Origin of the sequence: Pseudomonas sp. Seg1 (assembly GCF_018326005.1) — a bacterium.
Classification (GTDB): Bacteria; Pseudomonadota; Gammaproteobacteria; order Pseudomonadales; family Pseudomonadaceae; genus Aquipseudomonas.
The window spans coordinates 894,458-915,076 of record NZ_AP021903.1 but is presented as its reverse complement, the minus strand read 5'-3'; the positions used below and the strand labels follow the sequence as shown (position 1 = coordinate 915,076).

Genomic DNA, 20,619 nt, shown 5'->3' with positions numbered 1-20,619 from the left:
GGGCAAGCCCGCTTCCACAGGGGGATGAGTTGTCCCAAGCGTTGAGTGTGAAACTCACAGGAAATACTTGAGGTTGAACCCGACGTTGTCGCGGTCACGAATGCCGTTGTTCTGCCCGCCGCCGTAGAACTCGGTGTACTGCAACTCGGCCTCAAGCTTGTTCTGGTAGTTGGCCTTGATCCCCAGCGTGTAGGCCTTGCGACCTTCGATGGTGTTGCCGGCCTGATAGCTGTTGCCCTCGAAATCGTCCTTGTAAACGATGTAGGGCGAGACGTTGACCCCGGCGTACACGTCGTTCCACGTACCGTTGAGCATGGCGGTGTAGCTGTAGGAATCACGATTGACCTGATCGTCACGATCGCCACCGGACACATAGGAATAGTTACCGGTGCCAGCGTAGTAACGACGACTGCCGTCATACGCGGTGTATTGCAGACTGCTGCCACGCAAGTGTTCGGAGGCCAGTTCGAAGATGCCGAACAGCGAGTCGAACGACGCCGTCGGGCCGAAGTTGTAGATGGTGCCCAGCGAAGTGTTGAACGCTTCCACGCGCTCGGCGTTGTTGATCTGGCTGTCGAGAGTGACCATCTGCCCGCCGACGTTGATCGCTTTGCCGGTCACTGCCGCCGCTGCACCATTGGCCAGATCGCCAATCAGATCGTTGGTCGCCGCAACACCGATCGGCAGGTTTGGCCGATAGGCAATTTCACCAAACACCGAGGCCTCACCCAACGTGGTGTTGAAGCTGAAACCGTACATGCGGATGTCTTCGGCATAGCGCCGATGCGCCTGGATATTGCCCATCACATCCGCCGTGGCCAGACCGTTGGCCAGTGCGCCGGCCTGACTGCCCGCGACACCCGCCAACAGATTGGTCAGGGCATTCATGTCGATGCCCTTGTAACCCCCCAGATCAGCAGCGATGGTCGGCTCCTTGGCGTGGTAATTGACCATATACAAGCCGAACTCGGTGCTGTTGAGCTGTTCGGCAATGTAGCGAAAGGCGAAACCGAACTGGCCGTCGTTGCGCGCGTTGTAGTCCTTGCCGATAGACGCGACCTTGAGCGTATTGCCGTAGGCCGGCGTCACGCCGTTGGCGTACAGCCCGGTGGTTTGCAGGGCCTGGCTCAGCAACGGGTTGTTGCCCAAGGCACTGTAAAGACCGATGACGTTGCCAAACCCCGGCACTGGCGTGTCGAGCGCGGTGCCGCTGAAGTTGTTGTACCCGGTGTTGCCGCCGTCGGCGAACAGGTCGGTCTGCGAGTAGAACGTGCCGACCGGATCGATGCGGGTTTCCTTCCAGTTGGTCTGGTAGAAACTCTCCATGGTCAGGCTGTCGGTGAGGCCGATGTTGAAGCTCAGCGCCTCCACCGGCACCAGCACTTCCTTCACTTCGGCGCCGGGCAAGCGGTACTTGGCCGCGTCCACCGGGTTGGTCGTATTGATCCCGCCGCGATAGAAAATCCCCTCGCCCCAGTTGAACACCTGCCGACCGACGCGCGCGGTCACCGGCATCTGCGCAACGTCCCAACTGCCGTGGACATAGGCGTCGAGCATCTCGATGCGGCTGCCGGCGATGTCGCGGGTCTGGCTGGTGAAACGGTCGTCCTGCGGGTAGCTCTGGCTCGGTTGTGACGGGTTGTTGTTGCGGTAGTAGTCGTTGCGCTTGTCCATCAGTTGCGTGTCGTAGAATGCTGTGCCGCGCACGAACAAACCGTAGTTCTGATAGTTGGCCTCAAGCTCCGAAGTAATCTTGTACACCTCGGAAACCAGTCCGGTGTCGAAGTTGCGATTGCCGTCGTTGGTGTTGACGTCATCGTTGGTCTTGTCGCGGCCCTGCACGCGCCACAAACGGCCGTAGGACAAGGTCGTGTCGAACGAGCCGGTGACCTGTTTGTCCAGCACGCTGAACTCCGCAGCCTGCGCACCATCGACCGCGCAGAGTTGCAGCAACCCGGCCAGGCCGACACCGGGGAGCGCCGCGCCCGCCAGGCGCAATCGAGTGTTGATCATGAGTTTTCTCCTTCCCTGTTCTTATTGTTTTTGTGTTCGCGCAACGCTGAGGCGATGGCTATGGAACCAATCCCGCGCTGACATAAATCCGGCTGTGCGAGCCGAAATGGCCGAGCAGTTTGAACAGCTGCTGATTCAGTGCCGGATGATTGAAATCTTCGCGTTGCAGCTGATTGCCGCTGCTGAAATCACTGGTGTCCGGCGCAGTCTCAAGCCACTGACCGATCGCTTCATCGAACGCGGCGGAGTCGTCGACGGACTCGGCGCTGACCACCTCGCGCAAGTAGTCCACGGAGTACGGCGGGTACTGTTTGTCCTGGGCAAAATCGCTGTAAGCGTCGAGCATCGGATGCGCTTGTCCGGCACGCAGCAAACGCCGTAGCCAACTCGACTGATACTTTTCGATTTCCATATGCCGGGTGGCAACGCGTTCGATGGACGCCTGTTTGTCATCGGCGAAACCGGCCAGCGCCTTGCCTTCCAGCAGTAATAGACTGGCGAGGTCGACGCCGGGCAGCGGCTTGGCGTGATAGGGCTGGGTCAGATCCTGCACGTGGTGCATGCCCCAGCCGAGAAAGCGATAACCCCAATAGGGATGGCCGCTGGCAAACGCCAGTCGCGCCAGGCCCATGTATTGATAGGCGCGCCAGTCCGGCCAACTGCGCTGAAGAAACCCGGCAGCGGCATACACCACCGCGCTTTCATGGAAGAAGCCCATGTGGAACGGTGCCTGCGAGCTGTACTGGAAACGCGCATCGCCGAACGGCTGCGGGCCGAAACCATAGACCGCAGCGACTGCGCCCGGGTTGTCGCTGAACAGGTTGATGTCGTGGCCGTAATCCGGTTCGTCGGCGGCGCTGGCGAGCACCGCAAGCGCCGCGACTTTTTCGCCGTCGGCGACAACGATGAAGCGTTGGCGATTCCACGGTGAGAGGGTCTGTTCGACCATGACCTGATCGGCGCTGAGGTGCTCACGCTCGGACAGGTCTTTGCCCGGCAACGGCTGGATGACCATCGCCAGATGAATGAGCGGATTGATGCGCAACGCGGTGAGGAAATCGTGGCGCAGATTGTCACTGGGGACTGCGGGCAATTTCAGCTGGTCGGGGCGTGGCGGGTATTGCGCGAAGTGTTCGCGGGCGAAGTTTTCCTGTTGTTCCAGCAGTGCGACGATGGCCGGATATTGCTCGGTGAGAAACTGCTCCAGCGGTTCGACATCCACCTGTGGCGCATCGCGCAACGCTGGCAGATCCTGCAACGCCAGATAGCTGCCCACCGTATGGTTCGACCAGCCCCAAGCGCTCGGGGCCGTTGCAAAAAGCAGCAACAGGAGGAATGTCAGCTTCATGCTTCTGGTTCTTTTTATTGGATGTGCCGTGGGGGTCGAGCCTAACAACCGACTCCGCCGCTGACACTGTCCGATCTCACCAGAAAAGTTCTCCGATAGCGCCACATACCCAATATAAAAAACGCCACAGCCCCCTGTAGGAGTGAGCCTGCTCGCGATAGCGCTGCGTCAGTCAGATAGATGCTGGCTGACACTCCGATATCGCGAGCAGGCTCACTCCTACAAGGGGATTGCGATGTTTTATCAAGCGGGGTAACCGGTGATCTTGCGGATGCTCTGGTACAGCGGTTTGAGCTGGCGGTACATGCGCAGGTAGACGTCTTTGTAGAGTTGTTCGTAGATTTTTTGCGCCTCGGGTTGCGGCGTGAATACCGCGCCCACCCGGGTCATCGCGGCGATGGCCGTGGGGAAATCCGCGTGCAACCCCAACCCCACCGCACAACAAATCGCCGCGCCCAGACCCGACGCTTCATACACATGCGGACGCTCGGCGGGCAACCCGAAAATATTCGCCGTGAGCTGCATCGCCGCATCACTCTGCGAGCCACCGCCCGCCACCCGCAGACGCTTGATCGAGACCTTCGAACGCTTCTCGATCTTCTCCATGCCCTGACGCAAGGCATACGCCAGCCCTTCCAGAATCGCCCGGTAGATATGCGCGCGGGTGTGCACGTCGCCGAAGCCGATCATCGCGCCTTTGGCCTCCACGCCCGGCTCACGAATGCCCGGCGACCAGTAGGGTTGCAGCATCAAACCCATCGACCCCGGCGGCACCTCGTTGACCAGCGCATCGAAGAGCTCTTCGGGCTCAATGCCCTGCGCTTTCGCCTGCTGCATTTCGCGCAAACCGAACTCGTTCTTGAACCAGCTGACCATCCAGTAACCGCGATAAATCATCACCTCGCAGTTGAACTGATCCGGCACCGCCGACGGATACGGCGGGATCAACGGGACGATTTCCAGATAGCGCGAGCGGGTGCTGGTGATCGTCGCCGTGGTGCCGTAGGACAGGCACACCGTGCCCGCATCGACCACGCCGGAACCGACCACTTCGCAGGCCTTGTCGGCACCGGCGGCAATCAGCGGCAGGCCTTCGGGGATCCCGGTATGGCGGCTGGCTTGGGCGGTGATGTAGCCGAGGGTTTCACCGGGTTTGTGCAGGCTCGGCAATTGCTCGGGACGCACCGCCAACGCCTGCCATTTCCAGTCGGAAGGCGCGGCCCATTTCAGACGCTTGAAGTCGAACGGCAGGTAGCCGACGCAACAGCCCACCGAGTCGACAAACTGCCCGCACAAGCGATGAGTGAGAAACCCAGAGAGCAGCAAAAATTTGTCGGTCGCCGCCCAGATATCCGGCTGGTGTCTGGCGATCCAGTTAGCCTCGGCCTGGGCCCGAAAATAATCCACGGTCGCTTGCGCGCCGACCAGTTTGAACAGCCAGCCCCACGGTCCCTTGATCCCGCCTTCGACTTCACTCTGGCGTTGATCGAGCCACAGAATGGCCGGGCGCAGCGGTTTGCCCTCGGCATCGACATTGATCACCGTGCCGCGCTGAGTGGTCAGGGAAACACCGGCAATCTGCGAGCGATCAATCCCGGTTTGCGCCCACACCTGCTGACAGGCCTCGCCGAGTTTCGCCCAGTAATATTCCGGATCCTGCTCGGCCCAACCCGGTTGCGTCGAGTAATACGCCTGCAATTCGACCTTGCCTTTGCCGAGCAGATTGCCCTGTAAATCAAAGAGCAGCGCGCGCACGCTCTGGGTGCCGTTGTCGATGGCCAGCAGGTAACGCTTGTTCGGTGGGTTATCCATGGAGCTCTCTTCAAGGGACATCAAGGCGTGGCATCCGGCAGACCGTGATGGCGTTGCCACAACGCCTGATAACGCTGTACTTCCTCTTGCCAGCACTCGTCGCTCCAGCCCAGTCGCGGCTGGCAGAGTCGGCGAATCGGCGCGAAATAACCTTCGCCACCGAGGGGTAGCAGCAAACCGAGACGCGTGCGGCGCAGCAACAGATCGTCGAGGTGAAGAACCATTTCCGACTCACAGGCGAAAGCCAGTTCGGCCCACAGAGTGTCCGTGGCGGCGACCGTATCGTGGCCGACGTCTGCGAGCAGTTGCGCCAGCCTTGGCAGGTCACGACCATGGCGTCCGGCGAGACGTCGCCATTGATGGCTGCTCAGGACCGGGATCGGCAGCGCCGGCACAGCGGCAAACACTGGCGCAGCATCATCAACGAAAGGACGATCAAGCATGCTCGCGCAAGCCTTGAGCACTTCGATGGCTTGCGGGCGAAACGTCGTCAGCTTGCCGCCGGCCAGCGTGACGCAACCGGGCTCCTGCCACAGTACGTGTTCACGGGTTTCGCTAGAGGGTTTGCCTTGATGCTCACCTGCCGCGCTGCCCACCACCGGACGCACGCCCGACCACGTCGACAGCACATCCGCAGCGCTCACGTGCGCAGCGGGAAATTGTTGCGTGCAGGCCGCCAGCAGATAGTCGAGCTCTTCGCCGCTAATGCTCGCGCTCTGATCCAGATCCTCGCGGTGATCGAGGTCCGTGGTGCCGACCACCGTCGCGCCTTCCCACGGAAAAACGAACACCGGGCGACGGTCGCGCTCATGCAGAAAGGTGAAGGCCTGCGCCACCGGCAAGCGCCAGCCCGGCAGCAGCAAATGGCTGCCACGCAACGGCCGTAATTGGCGTGGTGCCTCGGTCGGTCGCAAGCGCTCAGCCCAGGCACCCGTCGCCACGGCCAGCACACCGCAACGCAATTGCAGTGATCCGCCCGCCTCGCAGTCCTCGACCTGAACGCCGCACACTCGCCCGTTCTCACGCAGCAGATGCTCGACACGCACGCCGTTGAGCACCACCGCGCCGTCGGCCCGCGCCTCGCTCAAAACACGCATTACCAGCCGCGCATCATCGGTCAGCGCGTCGACAAAACTGGTGCCGCCGAGCAGGTCGTTTTCCTTCACGCCCGGTGCCAGATAGCGCAGTTGCTGCGCGTCATGAAACTGATGGCTGCGCCGCCCCGCCAACGCGTCATACACCGATAACAAACCACCGAAAACACGCGGCCCGGGAAAGCCGCCGCGATAGTGCGGCATCAGGAAACTCATCGGCTCGACCAGCCCCGGTGCTTCATCAAGCAAGCGCTGACGTTCGCGCACCGAATCACGGGTCAGGCGCCACTGGCCCTTGGCGATATATCGCAAACCACCATGGACCATTTTTGACGAGCGACTGGACGTGCCCCAAGCAAAATCGCGTTGTTCCAGCAACAAACAGCGCCAGCCACGGCGTGCAGCTTCACGCAGAATCCCGGCGCCGCTGATGCCGCCGCCAATCACGATCAGATCCCAGCTTTCATCCGCCAGTGTCGGCAGAATCTGCTGGCGCCACGCAGCGTTCCAGTTCGAGCGCATGACCGTCATTCCGGCAACAGCGTGCCGGGGTTGAGGCGCCCGGCCGGATCGAAATGGCGGCTCAGCGCCTGCAAGGTGTCCATCGCCAGTTGGCCTTTTTCGCGCAACAGGTAGGGGGCGTGATCCTTGCCGACGCCGTGCTGGTGGCTGATGGTGCCGTGGTTGTCGACGATGGTCTGGCTGGCCGCGTGCTTGAGCGCTTTCCAGCGCGCCAGGGTCGCTGGGTAATCCGCCGCCGGGCGAAACACGTAGGTGGTGTAGATGCTCGATCCTTCGCCGTAAACGTGGGACAGGTGCGTGAACACATGCACCCGCTCACCCTCAGCGGCCAAGGCATCGCGCAGGCTGTTTTCGATGAGGTTGAGTAGGTTGTCGACGTTGCTCCAGTCGGTGGCGGTTTCGAGGGTGTCGACCACGTAACCGGCGTTCCACAGGTTCTCGCGCAGGTAGGGGAAACGGAAGCGGTTCTGTGCCCACTTCTTGCCGAGCAAGGTGCCGGTGAACACACCGCCGAAGGCTTTCAGATGCTGGCGGGCCTGGCTCAGCGACAGCGCGTTTTGCCGACGATTGCCGGTCACGCCGAAGGTCAGCAGACACTTGCCCTCGCCCGCCCCGCGCAGGCTCAGGTATTTCTCCAGCCAGGCGATTTGTTGCGGGTGACCAGCCAGCGCCAATTGCGTTTCGGTCTCCACGGCGTTGGACAGGCGCAGCATCGACAGCGGTACGCGCGCCTGAGCGAGTTGGCGAATCGCTTGCAGCGCTTTGGTCCAGCTCGGCAGGAATACGCCGTAGAAACGTTCGTCAGCGGGCAGTGCGCTGACCCGCACTTTGACTTCGGAAATGATCCCGAAACGGCCCTCACAACCGAGCACCACTTCGCGCAAATCCGGGCCTGCCGCCGAGGCCGGGAACGTGGGGATTTGCAGAGGCCCGGCGAACGTTTCCAGCGTGCCTCCGGCGAACAATTGCTCGATGCGCCCATAGCGCAACGACTGCTGACCGCTGGAACGACTGGCGACCCAACCGCCCAGCGTCGACAACTCCCACGACTGCGGGAAATGCCCCAGTGTATAGCCCCGGGCGCGCAACTGACTTTCCACTTGCGGGCCACTGGCGCCGGGGCCGAAGGTTGCCAACAGGCTCTGTTCGTCGAGGTCGATCAGGCGATTCATTCGCGCCAGCGAAACAGTCACCACCGGCCGTGCGGAATCTGGCGGATTGATGTGCCCGGCCACCGAGGTGCCGCCGCCATAAGGAATCAGGCACAGGTCCTGCTCATGGGCGAGCGCGAGCAATTGGCGAATCTGCTCGGCAGTCTCCGGGAACGCCACGGCATCGGGATACTTGCCCAGCGCACCTTCACGCAACGCCAGCCAGTCCGGCAGGCTCTGGCCCCGGGCGTGGAGCAAACGGTCATGGGCATCGACGCTGTACAAGGTGTGCGCCTGCAACCGCGAGGCCGGGACACGAGCCAACGCCGCTTCCAGCGTTGCGTCGGGCAGCGCTCGACCGTTGCCCAAGCGTTGCGCAAGAAAGCTCGCGCCCTGGGCCGGCAGTTCGACCACCGTGGTTGCATCGCCCCAGCCGTTCCAGCGTCGCATGCGTGTGTCCTTTTCCGGTTCTTATGATGGATATTTCAGGCCCCCATACTAGTCGGCGGCCAAAAAGTGTCACGGTCGCATCCGGCCAGTTCGTGTAGCCAATTGAGTCAAACGTCGCGCAAGCGTCAGCCATTTACTTTAGCCGTGGTTTCAAATTACCTTTCAGGGCATTCATCCGCTCATGCAGGCTTTGATCAAGGGAATACGATCATGCAATCGCTCGGCTTCACGTCTGTTCCTCCGCTGCTCAAATATTTGCGCCATGCCGAGCAATTGGGCATGGCCATCGAGCCGGCGTTGGCGGCGGCCGGTCTGCAGGCGCAGCAGTTGAGCGACAACACCCTGCGCTTGCCGGGTGAGGCCCATGAAAAGTTGCTGGATTATTTCTGCGAGCACTCGGGCGATCCGCTGTTCGGGCTCAACGCGGCGAATTTCGTCTTGCCCAATTCGTGGAGCGTGCTCGGCTACATCACCATGAACTGCGCGACTCTTGGCGATGCCATGAGCCGGATCATGCCGTTCGAAAAACTGGTGGGCGACATGGGCGTGAGTCGCGCCGAGATGCAGGACGGCCATGTGCATCTGGTCTGGACGTGCCGTTATCAGCGCCCACGGATTCGTCGGCATCTGGTGGAAAACGTGCTCGGCTCCTGGCTGCAATATGCGCGCTGGATTGCCGATACGCAGATGTCGCCGGCCGCTGTGTGGCTGGAGCATGCGCGCCCGGACGAGGTGACGCTGGCGCAATATGAGCAGTTCTTCGATTGCCCGGTGTTGTTCGATCAGCCCTATTCGGCGCTGATCGTGCCGTTAGCGTATTTGCAACTGCCGTTGCGCCAGGCCGATGCGCAATTGCTGCGTACGCTGGAAGAGCATGCGATGGGTTTGATGGCGACGCTGGAGGACGCGTCGCTGGCGCAGCAGGTAAAAGGCATCCTGCGGCAGTTGCTCAAGGAAGGCTTGCCGCGCAAGGAGCAAGTGGCCGAGCAACTTGCGGTGTCGGTGCGCACATTGCAGCGCCAGTTGCATCAGGCGGGGACGTCGTATCAGCAGATTCTCGATGATCTGCGCCAGGAGTTGGCTGAGCATTACCTGTTGAACAGCACGTTGCCGATTCAGGACATTGCGCAGTATCTGGGTTTTACCGAACCGCGGTCGTTTCATCGCACGTTCAAAAGCCGCCGTGGGATGCCGCCCGGCGAGTTTCGGCAGACACATCGCGGGTGACTGTTCTGGCCCCATCGCTGGCAAGCCAGCTCCCACAGGTTTTTTGGTGAAGCCAAATTTTGCGTACGACTCAATCACTGTGGGAGCTGGCGGGGGATGCCGCCTGGGGAGTTTCGGCAGACACATCGCGGGTGACTGTTCTGGCCTCATCGCTGGCAAGCCAGCTCCCACAGGTTTTTTGGTGAAGCCAAATTTTGCGTACGACTCAATCACTGTGGGAGCTGGCGGGGGATGCCGCCTGGGGAGTTTCGGCAGACACATCGCGGGTGACTGTTCAGGCCTCATCGCTGGCAAGCCAGCTCCCACAGGTTTTTTGGTGAAGCCAAATTTTGCGTACGACTCAATCACTGTGGGAGCTGGCGGGGGATGCCGCCTGGGGAGTTTCGGCAGACACATCGCGGGTGACTGTTCTGGCCTCATCGCTGGCAAGCCAGCTCCCACAGGTTTTTTGGTGAAGCCAAATTTTGCGTACGACTCAATCACTGTGGGAGCTGGCGGGGGATGCCGCCTGGGGAGTTTCGGCAGACACATCGCGGGTGACTGTTCTGGCCTCATCGCTGGCAAGCCAGCTCCCACAGGTTTTTTGGTGAAGCCAAATTTTGCGTACGACTCAATCACTGTGGGAGCTGGCGGGGGATGCCGCCCGGGGAGTTTCGGCAGATGCATCGGGGGTGACTGTTCTGGCCTCATCGCTGGCAAGCCAGCTCCCACAGGTTTTTTGGTGAAGCCAAATTTTGCGTACGACTCAATCACTGTGGGAGCTGGCGGGGGATGCCGCCCGGGGGTTTCGGCAGACGCATCGGGGGTGACTGTTCTGGCCTCATCGCTGGCAAGCCAGCTCCCACAGGTTTTTCGGTGAAGCCAAATCTTGCTTACGACTCAGTCACTGTGGGAGCTGGCTTGCCAGCGATGACGTCAGTCGCCGCACCGAGATCCGACAGGCAAATCCTCAAACTCTGTAGCGCAATAAACCCCTCACCCCCCGCTGTTTAAAGACACTCAGTGTTACGCGCAAGAGCCTACAAATCCTTGCGCCACTGCCTACGCATGTACCAGAATCCGCCGGCTTGTGCGTTCAGGGCTTGCTGCGTAACTTCAATCGGGTCACTGATTCCCAGTGATCGGGTTTAGTAGCCCGTGGTAATTCTGCTTGTCGTACATTCATCACAGGTGCTCTCGTACCTGAGCTTGATGGTGGCTGTACGTAGGGCGCTTCGGCGCGCCGGCTTAAGCTGAGTTCCCCGGTCTACTAACCTGCGTACAGCTGCCTCCCTTCCGTTTAGTAGCAGAAGGGTCGAAGCTCAATGAAGGGAACACAGCTTATGTTCAAAGTAACGCCAAACCCACCGGTCACCGACCCGGCCTCCCCGTACGAATCCCCCGACTCAAAGAAATTCCACGAAGCCGCCGAGCGCGCCCTCGACCATTATCTCGGACCACCAACCGCCGAGATCATGGCCGCGCCCTACAAACCCAACAAGCTGTACATGACCGACCCCGAAGCCGATACCGAGTCGCTGCTGGTCGATGCCAGTGAAACCCTCGGCTCGGCCATTGTCATGCTGCATAACCACGTAGCGCTGGTCGAAGGCACCCACCGCAAAACCCTGCAAGGCATCGCTCAAGTGGTGATGCTGGCGGAGTTGGCGGTGAATCGTGTGCTTGATCGGTTAGTGCCGACCGAGTGACGAAAAAGCCCGCTGGCAGACCTTGGTGGTTTGGCAGCGGGCTTTTCCATGCGGCTTGAAACTGTTTCAAACACTGATCGCGTTGGTGAACACCAACCGATTGCCAAACGGATCAGCAATCGTCATGTCCTGACTCCCCCACGGCATCGCCTGAATCTGTGGGTGCGAGAACTTGTAGTCCTTGGCCACCAATTGCTGCTGGAACGCCTCCAGCTCATCGGTCTCGATGCGTAGCGCCGAACCGGGGGTTGCATCGCCGTGATGCTCGGACAGGTGCAGCACACACTCGCCACGCGACACCTGCAGATACAACGGGAAGTTCGCCTCGAAACGGTGCTGCCAGTCGATCTTGAAGCCGAGGAAGTCGACGTAGAATTCTACGGCTTTGGCTTCATCGAAAATCCGCAGGATCGGGGTGGTTTTGCCGAAGCTCATGGGAGTGCTCTCGCCTATGGAAAAGGCCCGTCTGGACGGGCCAAATGGCCGGATCAACGCAGCGTCTTGAGTACCAGATCGCTGTAGAAAAAACGGTTCTTGTCGGTGCGTGCAAAGAAGAAGTAAGCATAATCCGACAAGTAGTAGTAGGTGTTGACCCGATTGTACTCATCGCCTTCTTTGCTGCACCTCAACTCTTTGGCCGAGCCGCTCAAGGTTGAATTGAGTTGGCTCGCCGACAGTTCGCGAACAACGGTGCAGTTGGTGTTTTCCTGGCGCTCGTCGACTTTGCCGAGCAGCGAGTTAGTGCTGCTGAACGTTGCTTTGTAGGCCAAGTGTCCGTTGACCGGCATATGCTGCCAGTCGCCGCTGAAGCTTAGGTTGATGACACTGGACGTGTCTTTCATCGAGGGCCCCTTCGAGACGCTGAAACGGCTCAATTTCGCTAGATCCAGCAGCCCGCGAAAGGTCACGGCATCGCTCTCATAATTGGCGCCCGACAAATGCAGACTCAGTTGCTGCGAGGCGCTATCGATTTCAAAGCGGCGCACTTCGCGCATGTCTATAGTCTTGCCCTGGTAATTCGACTGGCCCGTGATTTCCACATAGTTGAGCGGTTTAACGGCGTCCGGCATGTTCAGTTGTTTGATGGCTGATGTCACTGCCGGGGTAAGCGTTGGCAGAGTCACTGGAACGCTTTTCTTTGCGCGGGCAACGAACCTGGGCAATTGCGCTGCCGATTCGGGTTTTTCACAGACCAGTTTGAACAGCAGCTCGTAGTCGTCGTTGCTGCCGCTGATTGCATTGGAGGTCAGTGCAATCGCGTCCTGTCCATCCGTGACCGTGTTGTCGGCATCCAGATCGTAGCCCGCCACCACACGGTAGGTCTGCTTGCCACAATCGACTGCGTAACGCTCGCGCTTCTGCGCATAGGGAGCGTCGTAGGGCGCATCGAATCCAATCAAGGGGTTATCGTAAGCCGCCCAGAATCTCAGTTCGGAACCGTCCTTCTTGAGACTGTTGCGATCAAACAATACCCATTGCTCCTCGCCGCTGCCTTTGACCACTCGCCAATCCGACGCCGGCGTGCTGGCACACGCCTTGATGAAGTCAGGGTTGTTTTTCAACATCCCGAGCACGTTGGCCGGCATCGCTCGACCGATCGAGTACTGGTGACCATTGAGCCCCGGATACATCCGACCGCCGCCGCCCAGATACAGCAAGTTGGCACGGTCGGCCGCGCAGGAGGCTTCCATCTGAAAAACCACGCCTGCCGCCGCTTGCGCATTGCCGGACTGACTGATCTGGAACGTCAGGATATCGCCTTCGCGCATAACCGAATCACTGACCAATGGACGCGCGAGGATATCCTTGAACAAGGTCTCGGCTTCCGCCGCCTGGCGTGCTTGTGGACTGACACAACCGGCCAGTAATGTGACGGCTGCGAACAAACAAACGCGGTACATGAAACTCCCTGGGGCGACAGACGCCAAATCCACTGAATGTCAGCGATTCGGCTTGGTCGAGGGAATCTTTAATTCCAATGTGCCATCACTGCACAAAAATCCAGACCACGTCGCAAACCTGCAACTGCGGTTATACAAAACCTTTGCGCAGGTCATCTTCACGGGCGAGGAACCGTCCTGCGTGGCGTCCTGAAGACTGCCCCTCCTGGTAACTCAACACGCCGTTGATCCACACGCCATCAATACCCTGCGCCGCTCGTTGCGGGTCATTGAAATCCGCCACATCGCGCACGGTCAGTGGATCGAACAACACCAGGTCCGCCCAATAACCTTCGCGAATCTCGCCTCTTTCCTTCAAGCCGAATCGTGCCGCCGATAACCCGGTCATCTTGTGCACAGCGGTGTGCAGCGGAAACAGCCCGACATCACGACTGAAATGCCCGAGCACCCGTGGGAAAGCGCCCCACAGGCGCGGATGCGGGAACGGGTCTTCCGGCAGTCCGTCAGAACCCACCATCGACAACGGATGGGCGAGGATTCGTCGCACATCCGCCTCGTCCATTCCGTAGTACACCGCACCCGCCGGTTGTAGGCGTTTTGCCGCGTCTATCAGCGGCACGTTCCACTCGGCAGCGATGTCGATCAGATCGCGGCCGCTGACTTCCGGATGCGGCGTCGACCAGGTGATGGTGATGCGGTGGGCGTCGGTGACTTGCTTCAGATCGAGCGTCGAAGAACTTGCCGCGTAGGGATAGCAATCGCAGCCGACCGGGTGGGTTTTCGCGGCTTCTTCCAGCGATGCGAGCAACTGCGGACTGCGGCCCCAGTTACCGACGCCAGCGCATTTGAGGTGGGAAATGATCACCGGGGATTTGGCATGACGACCGATCTGAAACGCCTCATCCATCGCCTCCAACACCGGGGCGAATTCACTGCGCAAGTGAGTGGTGTACACCGCGCCGAATGCCGTCAGTTCTTCAGTCAACTGCATGACTTCATCGGTGGAGGCGTTGAAGGCGCTGGCGTAGGCCAGACCTGTGGATAAACCCAAGGCCCCAGCCTCAAGGCTCTCGCGCAATTGCTCGCGCATCGCAGCGATTTCCTCAGGCGTGGCGGTACGGAACAAGTCATCGAGGTGATTGCTGCGCAGCGCCGTGTGGCCGACCAGCGCCGCCACATTCAACGTGGTATTCGCCGCTTCGACCGCTGTACGGTAATCGCTGAAGCGTGGATAAACGAAGGCTGCCGCAGTGCCGAGCAGGTTCATCGGATCCGGCGGATTGCCTTTCAGCGTCACGGGCGAGGCGCTGATCCCGCAGTTGCCGACGATCACCGTGGTCACGCCCTGGCTAAGTTTTGGCAGCATCTCTGGCTGACGGATCACTACCGTGTCGTCGTGGGTGTGCACATCGATAAAACCCGGCGCCAGCACGCGGCCGGTGGCCTCGATTTCTTCGGTTGCGGTTGCATCGTGCAACTCGCCGATGCGCTCGATGCGACCGTCAAGAATCGCCACATCGGCGCGGTAGCCGGGCGTGTTGCTGCCATCGATGACGGTGGCGTTGCGGATCAGCGTGTCGTACAGCATGTCAGTCTCCCAGCGGCAGGTGATCGTCACCGCCACGGTATTCGTCGAGGGCGAGTTTGATCCGCCGCAGACGTTCTTGATTGTCTTCAGGATTGGCCAGCGCCAGCTCGGTGGCGAGCACATCGATGGCGAGCAGCATGCCGTAGCGCGCCGCTGTCGGTTTGTAGATGAACGAGGTTTCCGCGCCTTGCAGCGGCAGGACGATGTCGGCCAGTTCGGCCAGCGGCGAGTCGGCGCGGGTGATTGCGAGAATGCGCGCACCGTAGTTGCGCGCCAGTTCGACTGTCTCCAGCAGTTCCGGGGTGATGCCGGTCAGCGAGCAGACGATGACCACTTGTTCGGCGTTCAGGCTGGCAGCGGTGACGCGCATCATCACCGCGTCATGACACACCGCAATCGGATAACCGAGGCGCACCAGACGCACCTGCAATTCGTCGCTGCACAAGGTCGAGCAACCGCCCATGCCGAAGGCGTGAATCATCCGCGCCTGGCCGAGCAGTTTTACCGCATCGGCAAAGCGTGATTCGTCAAAACCTGCGAGATGCTGACGCAGCGTGGTTTCGATATCGCCAACGATCTGCCCGTAGAACGCCGACTGCTCAGGCGTGCCCGCCGGGTCGAGGAAACGGCTGCCGACGCCGCTGGCCTGAGCCAGTTGCAGGCGCAGGTCGCGCAGGTCACGGCAACCGACGGTGCGGGCAAACCGCGACAGCGTGGCGGTGCTGACCTCGGCGCGTTGCGCCAGATCTTCGAGGCTGGCGGAGGCGGCAAAACCGACGTCGTCGAGCATCAGCCGGGCGATGCGGCCCTCGCCGGCGCTGAAGGAATCCTGGCGGGCGCGGATCTGGTAGAGGATGTCCATGGGCGGCAGGCTCCGGTTAAAGCAGATAGGAAAGGCCGACGGTCAGACCGAAAGCGACCAGCGAGATCAACGTCTCCAGCACGGTCCAGGTCTTGAACGTCTGCGCGACCGTCATGTTGAAGTATTCCTTGATCAACCAGAAGCCGCCGTCGTTGACGTGGGAAAAGATAACCGAGCCAGCGCCGGTCGCCAGCACCAACAGCTCAGGGTGTGGATAACCCAGACCAATGGCCACCGGCGCGACCACACCGGACGCGGTGGTCATGGCCACGGTCGCGGAACCGGTGGCGACGCGCATCAACGCGGCGAACAACCAGCCCATGATCAGCGGTGACAGGTGAAATTCGTGGGCGAGGCCGACGATCTGATCGGTCACGCCAGCATCCACCAAAATCCGGTTCAAGCCACCGCCCGCACCCACCAGCAGAGTAATACTGGCGGTCGGTGCCAGGCATTCGTTGGTGAACTTGAGGATCGATTCGCGGTTGAAACCCTGAGCGATGCCCAGCGTCCAGAAACTCAGCAATGTCGCCAGCAACAGCGCGATCACCGAGTTGCCGATGAACAACAGGAATTGGTTGAAGCCACTGCCCGGCGTGGAAATCAGGTTGGCCCAACCGCCGATCAGCATCAGCACCACCGGCAACAGAATGGTTGCCATGGTGATGCCGAAACCCGGCAGTCTGTCGCGGGGCTCGCGGTCGAGGAATTGCTTTTCCAGCGGGTTATCTGCCGGCAACTGAATGCGCGGCACGATGAATTTGGCGTAGAGCGGGCCGGCAATGATCGCCGTCGGAATACCGATGGCAATTGCATACAACAAGGTCTGCCCGACCGACGCCTGATACGCCTGTACCGCGAGCATCGCCGCCGGGTGTGGCGGCACCAGCGCATGCACCACCGACAGGCCGGCAACCATCGGCAAACCGACCATCAGAATCGACACGCCGACCCGCCGCGCCACGGTGAAAGCAATCGGCACCAGCAAGACAAAACCGACTTCGAAGAACAGCGGCAGCCCGACCAGAAATGCAATGCAAACCATCGCCCAATGGGCGTTTTTCTCACCGAATTTTTCGATCAAGGTGCGCGCCATCTGCTCGGCGCCGCCGGACTCGGCCATCATCTTGCCAAGCATCGTTCCCAGCGCCACCACCAGCGCAATATGCCCCAGCGTCTTGCCCACCCCGGCCTCATAGGCACCCACCACGCCCGACGGCGGCATCCCCGCCACGAGTGCCAGACCAATGGAAATCAGCGTGATGACAATGAACGGATTGAGCCGATAACGGGCGATCAATACGATCAGCGCGATGATGGCGACGGCGGCATACACCAGCAGCCAATAGCCGAAGGAAGGCGTCATGCGGTACTCCTCGAAAGGGTCACGTTCGAATGGGTTGTGAAACTCATAAATCATTTCGAGATCGAGATTTCAAACCGCATGAAAGTAATTTTCGTGGAGAGGTAAGGCGTGTCGCGGATGGATATGTCGTGTCGCGATTAATGAAAATCGCGGGGCGGGATTTTCATAAGTTTCCTGGCAGATGAGAAACCTATGTGGGAGCGAGTCTGCTCGCGAAGACGGTCTCGCATTCAACATCTCTATCGACTGAAGCACCGCTATCGCGAGCAGGCTCGCTCCCACAGTTTTGATCGCATTCGTTCAGACAGAATGCGCAAACCTGTGGGAGCTGGCTTGCCAGCGATGGCGGCGGCACATTCAACTTAGATGCTGACAGCTCAACCGCTATCGCTGGCAAGCCAGCTCCCACACTTTGAATGCATTCCCTCAGCCAGAATACGGACATCTGTGGGCTGGCTCTCACAGTTTGATTGCATTTCTTCAGTCAGAATGCGGGCACCTGTGGGAGCCGGCTTGCCAGCGATGGCAGCGGCACATTCAACATAGATGGTGACTGGTCAACTGCTATTGCTGGCAAGCCAGCTCCCACAGGGTTAGGGGAGTTTTGAAAGTTGAGGCAAGCGCTATACTCGCCTGACGCTTCTCTATCGAGCACCCGCCATGACCAGCACGCGCCGCACCAGAAAAAAAATGACTGCCGAAAACCTGATACGTGCAAGCGCCAGCTCTACAGCCATCGAGACGGGGCAGAGTGTTGAAGCAATTGAACGCAAACTCAAAGTCAAAAACAGCAAGTTCCTGCACCTTTCCCTGGCCAAGTAACCTCGCCACTCAGGTCCACAAGGCTCGTCGTACCCAATACTCCATCGGTTCGTAGTTGCCATTCAGACCTTGGTGGATCGCAGCAAAATAAGCTTCTTTGTTTCGTTCCCAACTGCTGTAGTCAAGCGCAACGTAGCCCGCTTGCACGGCCATGACATCCGCCAATAGTCGCGACAACCGTTCATTACCTTCACGGAACGGATGAATCAGGATGAACTCCACGTGCGTAACCGCGATGGCGTGAATCAGGTTCTCGTCCAGATCAGGCCTGCATGGCGTGTATTTCGCCAGACAGCTCTTTTCGAACGCATCCAGCAGTCGAGGAATCTGCGGTGGCGCCGCAAAGAAGAATCCATCCTTGCCAAGGTTCACCGCACGAACGTCACCCGCCCATGGATAGATACTCCCCAGCCAGTGCCGATGCCAGTCCTGCAAATCCTGAATAGTGATTGACCGATCCGGCAAATCCTCGATAAGCACGGACTGGTAGAGCTTTTCCAGAAGCACCAGTTCTGCGTCATCCATTTCCTCAGAATCGCAGATGCCCAATTTGTTGCTCAGGACTTGCTCATTCGAGCCGGGCTGAAAGCGGTTCTGTGCGCCCTCTGCGTCATATCGGTCAATCATCCTTGCACCTTTGAAGCGGCATAGTTGCGAGCACCATAAGACCGGTCTGACACGAGAGCAAAGCCTGAAATACAAACGGCCGCCCGAGGGCAGCCGTTTTGAGTGGTGATCGCCAAGCCCTACAGGGCTTAAACACCCATCACACCATTTCGTTACGAATCCATTCAACCACCGACGTACGCTTCGGTGCCCAGCCCAGCAGCTCGCGGGCGTGTTTGCCGCGCACGCGGCTGTTGGAGCCGAGGCCGTAGTTGGCCATCTCAAAGCCCCATTCGGCTTCGGCGTCTTTCAGTGGCCAGTCTTGTGGCTGGCCCAGGTTCAGCGCTTCGGCCATGGCGGTGGTCATGTCGATAAACGACGCTTCACCGCTTTCAACGAAGTAGAAAGTACCCGGTACGTTTTTGCTCAACGCCAGCAGATACAGGGCGACGACGTCTTCGATGTGCACGTTGGACCAGATGTTCTGGCCAGTGCCGACGTGGCGCACGACGCCGCTTTTGCGTGCCTGTTTGAGCAGACGTGGCAACTGCACGCTGTCGCGATTGACGCCCAGGCTGTGGCCGTAGATCAGGGTGTTGCAGATGACAGCGGAGTTCACGCCGTCCTTCGCCGCAGCGAGGATCAGGTTATCGATGGCCACGCGCGCAGCCTTGTCGACGGTCGGTTCCGGCAGATTGTCTTCGAAGTAGATGACGTCGCTGGATTTGCCGCCCGACGCATCGCCGACGATGCTCGAACCGCTGGTGTGCAGGAATACTTTGTTGGAACCGTGCAAGGCATCGAGCAAAGCTTCAACCGCGCCGCGATGGTCGCTGCTGGCGGCGTTGATCACGGCGTCGGCGGCGCGGGCCTGTTCGGCGAGCAGTGCTTTGTCGTCGAGGGTGCCGATCACCGCGGTGACGCCCAGTGCTTTCAGCTCATCGGCTTGTTCTGCGCTGCGCACCAGACCGGTGACTTTATGCCCGGCCTGGACCAGACCGGTGGCGATCGAGCCGCCGATAAAACCGGCAGCGCCGGTGACGAATACGTTCATGGAGAAACTCCCTGCGTGAATAAGTGATGGGACGAGTATCGGCCTGTGACCCTTGCGGAAAAACCCGCCCTCACCCAAATCACTGTTGCGCAGAGGTCACGAATCAGCCCTTGAAATCAGCGCTGGCATAGGCCGCAAGTTTGCTCTGAATGAAGTCGAGGAAGCACTGAATGCGCAGCGCCAGTTGCGAGTTACGGTAGTACACCGCGTTGATCGGCTGGCGATAACCGCTGTTGAACTCGCCCAGTAGCACCTTCAAACGTCCGGCGCGGATGTCGTCGATGGTCATGAAGTGCGACAGGCAGGCGATGCCCTGACCTTCCAGCGCCAGATGGCGCACGGTCTCGCCGCTGGAAGCGCTGATGGCCGGGGTGATCGGCCAGCGGTCACCGTGTACGTAACGCAACGGCCATTGGTTGAGGCCTTCGTTCTGGGTGAAGCCGAGCAAGGTGTGCTCGCTGAGATCCGCCACTTGCAGCGGCATGCCGTGCTTTTCCAGATACGCGGGGCTGGCGACGATCAGCAGCGGACTGCAACCGAGTGAACGCGCATGCAGCGTGGAATCGGCGAGGGTGCCGATGCGGATGGCGACGTCGGTGCTTTGTTCCAGCAGGTCAATGATCAGGTCATTGCTGTTGAGTTCGAGCTGGATGTCCGGGTAGAGACGGCGGAACTCGTCGATGTAGGGGACGACGGCGTGGAGCATGAACGGCGAGGCGGCGTTGATCCGCAAGCGTCCGGACGGGGTTTGTTGACGGGAGGACAGACGCTCTTCGAGTTGGTCCATCTGATCGAGAATCAGCTTGGCCTGCTCGAAGAAATACTTGCCCTCCTCGGTCAGATCCATGCGCCGCGTGGTGCGGTTGATCAGCGTGGTGTCGAGCTTGGCTTCCAGCCGCGACAGGGTGCGGCTGACCGCTGACGGCGTCTGCCCGACCTGTTCGGCAGCGGCGGAAATCGAACCGCATTCGATCACGCAGACGAAAATCTGCAACTCATCGGATCTGGCTTTCACGGGTGTCCCTTAATTGATCGTCGGCACAAATCCATTGTGGAGAGAGAACACCTTTGTGGCGAGGGGATTTATCCCCGATGGACTGCGCAGCAGGCCCCTT

The 20,619-nt window shown here is 60.0% G+C and carries 16 protein-coding genes; 3 read left to right on the top strand and 13 right to left on the bottom strand.

Annotation, left to right across the window (positions count from 1 at the left end; translation table 11 throughout):
- Positions 1-54 precede the first annotated feature (54 nt).
- The 5 genes from KI231_RS03870 to KI231_RS03850 form a co-directional block, all read right to left on the bottom strand.
- Positions 55-2,013 carry a DUF1302 domain-containing protein gene (locus KI231_RS03870; RefSeq protein WP_213027499.1) on the bottom strand — a complete coding sequence of 653 codons (1,959 nt, stop codon included), beginning with the start codon at positions 2,011-2,013 and terminating at the stop codon, positions 55-57.
- A gap of 58 nt (positions 2,014-2,071) precedes the next feature.
- Positions 2,072-3,361: a phospholipase C/P1 nuclease family protein gene (locus tag KI231_RS03865; protein ID WP_213027498.1), complete on the bottom strand. Its 1,290-nt coding sequence runs from the start codon at positions 3,359-3,361 to the stop codon at positions 2,072-2,074.
- 243 nt (positions 3,362-3,604) lie between these two features.
- Entirely contained in the window at positions 3,605-5,173 is a 1,569-nt protein-coding gene (locus KI231_RS03860; protein ID WP_213027497.1) for an FGGY-family carbohydrate kinase, read from the bottom strand.
- Positions 5,174-5,193: 20 nt separating this feature from the next.
- A complete protein-coding gene (locus tag KI231_RS03855; protein ID WP_213027496.1) occupies positions 5,194-6,789 on the bottom strand; it encodes a glycerol-3-phosphate dehydrogenase/oxidase in 1,596 nt (531 codons plus the stop codon).
- Positions 6,790-6,794: 5 nt separating this feature from the next.
- Positions 6,795-8,390: an FAD-binding oxidoreductase gene (locus KI231_RS03850; RefSeq protein WP_213027495.1), complete on the bottom strand. Its 1,596-nt coding sequence runs from the start codon at positions 8,388-8,390 to the stop codon at positions 6,795-6,797.
- Positions 8,391-8,600: 210 nt separating this feature from the next.
- Between KI231_RS03850 and gliR the strand changes: the two genes are divergently transcribed.
- Positions 8,601-9,617: an AraC family transcriptional regulator GliR gene (gene gliR / locus KI231_RS03845; RefSeq protein WP_103303256.1), complete on the top strand. Its 1,017-nt coding sequence runs from the start codon at positions 8,601-8,603 to the stop codon at positions 9,615-9,617.
- Positions 9,618-10,939: 1,322 nt separating this feature from the next.
- Entirely contained in the window at positions 10,940-11,305 is a 366-nt protein-coding gene (locus tag KI231_RS03840; protein ID WP_213027494.1) for a DUF6124 family protein, read from the top strand.
- Positions 11,306-11,371: 66 nt separating this feature from the next.
- On the opposite strand, the gene KI231_RS03835 is transcribed toward KI231_RS03840, so the two are convergent.
- The 5 genes from KI231_RS03835 to KI231_RS03815 form a co-directional block, all read right to left on the bottom strand.
- A complete protein-coding gene (locus KI231_RS03835) occupies positions 11,372-11,740 on the bottom strand; it encodes a glyoxalase superfamily protein (protein ID WP_095191407.1) in 369 nt (122 codons plus the stop codon).
- Positions 11,741-11,793: 53 nt separating this feature from the next.
- On the bottom strand, positions 11,794-13,206 hold the full coding sequence (locus KI231_RS03830; RefSeq protein WP_213027493.1) for a hypothetical protein: 1,413 nt from the start codon (positions 13,204-13,206) through the stop codon (positions 11,794-11,796).
- A 130-nt stretch (positions 13,207-13,336) separates the two neighbouring features.
- A complete protein-coding gene (locus KI231_RS03825; RefSeq protein ID WP_213027492.1) occupies positions 13,337-14,794 on the bottom strand; it encodes an N-acyl-D-amino-acid deacylase family protein in 1,458 nt (485 codons plus the stop codon).
- Between the two features lies 1 nt (position 14,795).
- Positions 14,796-15,656: a MurR/RpiR family transcriptional regulator gene (locus KI231_RS03820; RefSeq protein ID WP_105709252.1), complete on the bottom strand. Its 861-nt coding sequence runs from the start codon at positions 15,654-15,656 to the stop codon at positions 14,796-14,798.
- Positions 15,657-15,672: 16 nt separating this feature from the next.
- Positions 15,673-17,022, bottom strand: coding sequence for a GntP family permease (locus KI231_RS03815; protein ID WP_213027491.1), 1,350 nt, complete (start codon positions 17,020-17,022; stop codon positions 15,673-15,675).
- Positions 17,023-17,682: 660 nt separating this feature from the next.
- Between KI231_RS03815 and KI231_RS03810 the strand changes: the two genes are divergently transcribed.
- Positions 17,683-17,844, top strand: a complete 162-nt coding sequence (locus tag KI231_RS03810) for a hypothetical protein (protein WP_213027490.1) — start codon at positions 17,683-17,685, stop codon at positions 17,842-17,844.
- Positions 17,845-17,853: 9 nt separating this feature from the next.
- On the opposite strand, the gene KI231_RS03805 is transcribed toward KI231_RS03810, so the two are convergent.
- From KI231_RS03805 to KI231_RS03795, 3 genes are all read right to left on the bottom strand, one after another.
- Positions 17,854-18,471 carry a Fic/DOC family protein gene (locus KI231_RS03805; RefSeq protein WP_213027489.1) on the bottom strand — a complete coding sequence of 206 codons (618 nt, stop codon included), beginning with the start codon at positions 18,469-18,471 and terminating at the stop codon, positions 17,854-17,856.
- A 139-nt stretch (positions 18,472-18,610) separates the two neighbouring features.
- Positions 18,611-19,504: an NAD-dependent epimerase/dehydratase family protein gene (locus KI231_RS03800; protein WP_213027488.1), complete on the bottom strand. Its 894-nt coding sequence runs from the start codon at positions 19,502-19,504 to the stop codon at positions 18,611-18,613.
- Positions 19,505-19,607: 103 nt separating this feature from the next.
- Positions 19,608-20,519: a LysR family transcriptional regulator gene (locus KI231_RS03795; RefSeq protein WP_213027487.1), complete on the bottom strand. Its 912-nt coding sequence runs from the start codon at positions 20,517-20,519 to the stop codon at positions 19,608-19,610.
- Positions 20,520-20,619: the final 100 nt, after the last annotated feature.

Bases quoted from the DNA above. Each gene is read 5' to 3' on its own strand.
- KI231_RS03870 (WP_213027499.1), bottom strand. From the start codon at position 2,013: ATGATCAACACTCGATTGCGCCTGGCGGGCGCGGCGCTCCCCGGTGTC.
- KI231_RS03810 (WP_213027490.1), top strand. From the start codon at position 17,683: ATGACCAGCACGCGCCGCACCAGAAAAAAAATGACTGCCGAAAACCTG.
- KI231_RS03840 (WP_213027494.1), top strand. From the start codon at position 10,940: ATGTTCAAAGTAACGCCAAACCCACCGGTCACCGACCCGGCCTCCCCG.
- KI231_RS03800 (WP_213027488.1), bottom strand. From the start codon at position 19,504: ATGAACGTATTCGTCACCGGCGCTGCCGGTTTTATCGGCGGCTCGATC.
- KI231_RS03865 (WP_213027498.1), bottom strand. From the start codon at position 3,361: ATGAAGCTGACATTCCTCCTGTTGCTGCTTTTTGCAACGGCCCCGAGC.
- KI231_RS03815 (WP_213027491.1), bottom strand. From the start codon at position 17,022: ATGACGCCTTCCTTCGGCTATTGGCTGCTGGTGTATGCCGCCGTCGCC.
- KI231_RS03825 (WP_213027492.1), bottom strand. From the start codon at position 14,794: ATGCTGTACGACACGCTGATCCGCAACGCCACCGTCATCGATGGCAGC.
- KI231_RS03830 (WP_213027493.1), bottom strand. From the start codon at position 13,206: ATGTACCGCGTTTGTTTGTTCGCAGCCGTCACATTACTGGCCGGTTGT.
- KI231_RS03835 (WP_095191407.1), bottom strand. From the start codon at position 11,740: ATGAGCTTCGGCAAAACCACCCCGATCCTGCGGATTTTCGATGAAGCC.
- gliR (WP_103303256.1), top strand. From the start codon at position 8,601: ATGCAATCGCTCGGCTTCACGTCTGTTCCTCCGCTGCTCAAATATTTG.
- KI231_RS03850 (WP_213027495.1), bottom strand. From the start codon at position 8,390: ATGCGACGCTGGAACGGCTGGGGCGATGCAACCACGGTGGTCGAACTG.
- KI231_RS03860 (WP_213027497.1), bottom strand. From the start codon at position 5,173: ATGGATAACCCACCGAACAAGCGTTACCTGCTGGCCATCGACAACGGC.
- KI231_RS03820 (WP_105709252.1), bottom strand. From the start codon at position 15,656: ATGGACATCCTCTACCAGATCCGCGCCCGCCAGGATTCCTTCAGCGCC.
- KI231_RS03805 (WP_213027489.1), bottom strand. From the start codon at position 18,471: ATGATTGACCGATATGACGCAGAGGGCGCACAGAACCGCTTTCAGCCC.
- KI231_RS03855 (WP_213027496.1), bottom strand. From the start codon at position 6,789: ATGCGCTCGAACTGGAACGCTGCGTGGCGCCAGCAGATTCTGCCGACA.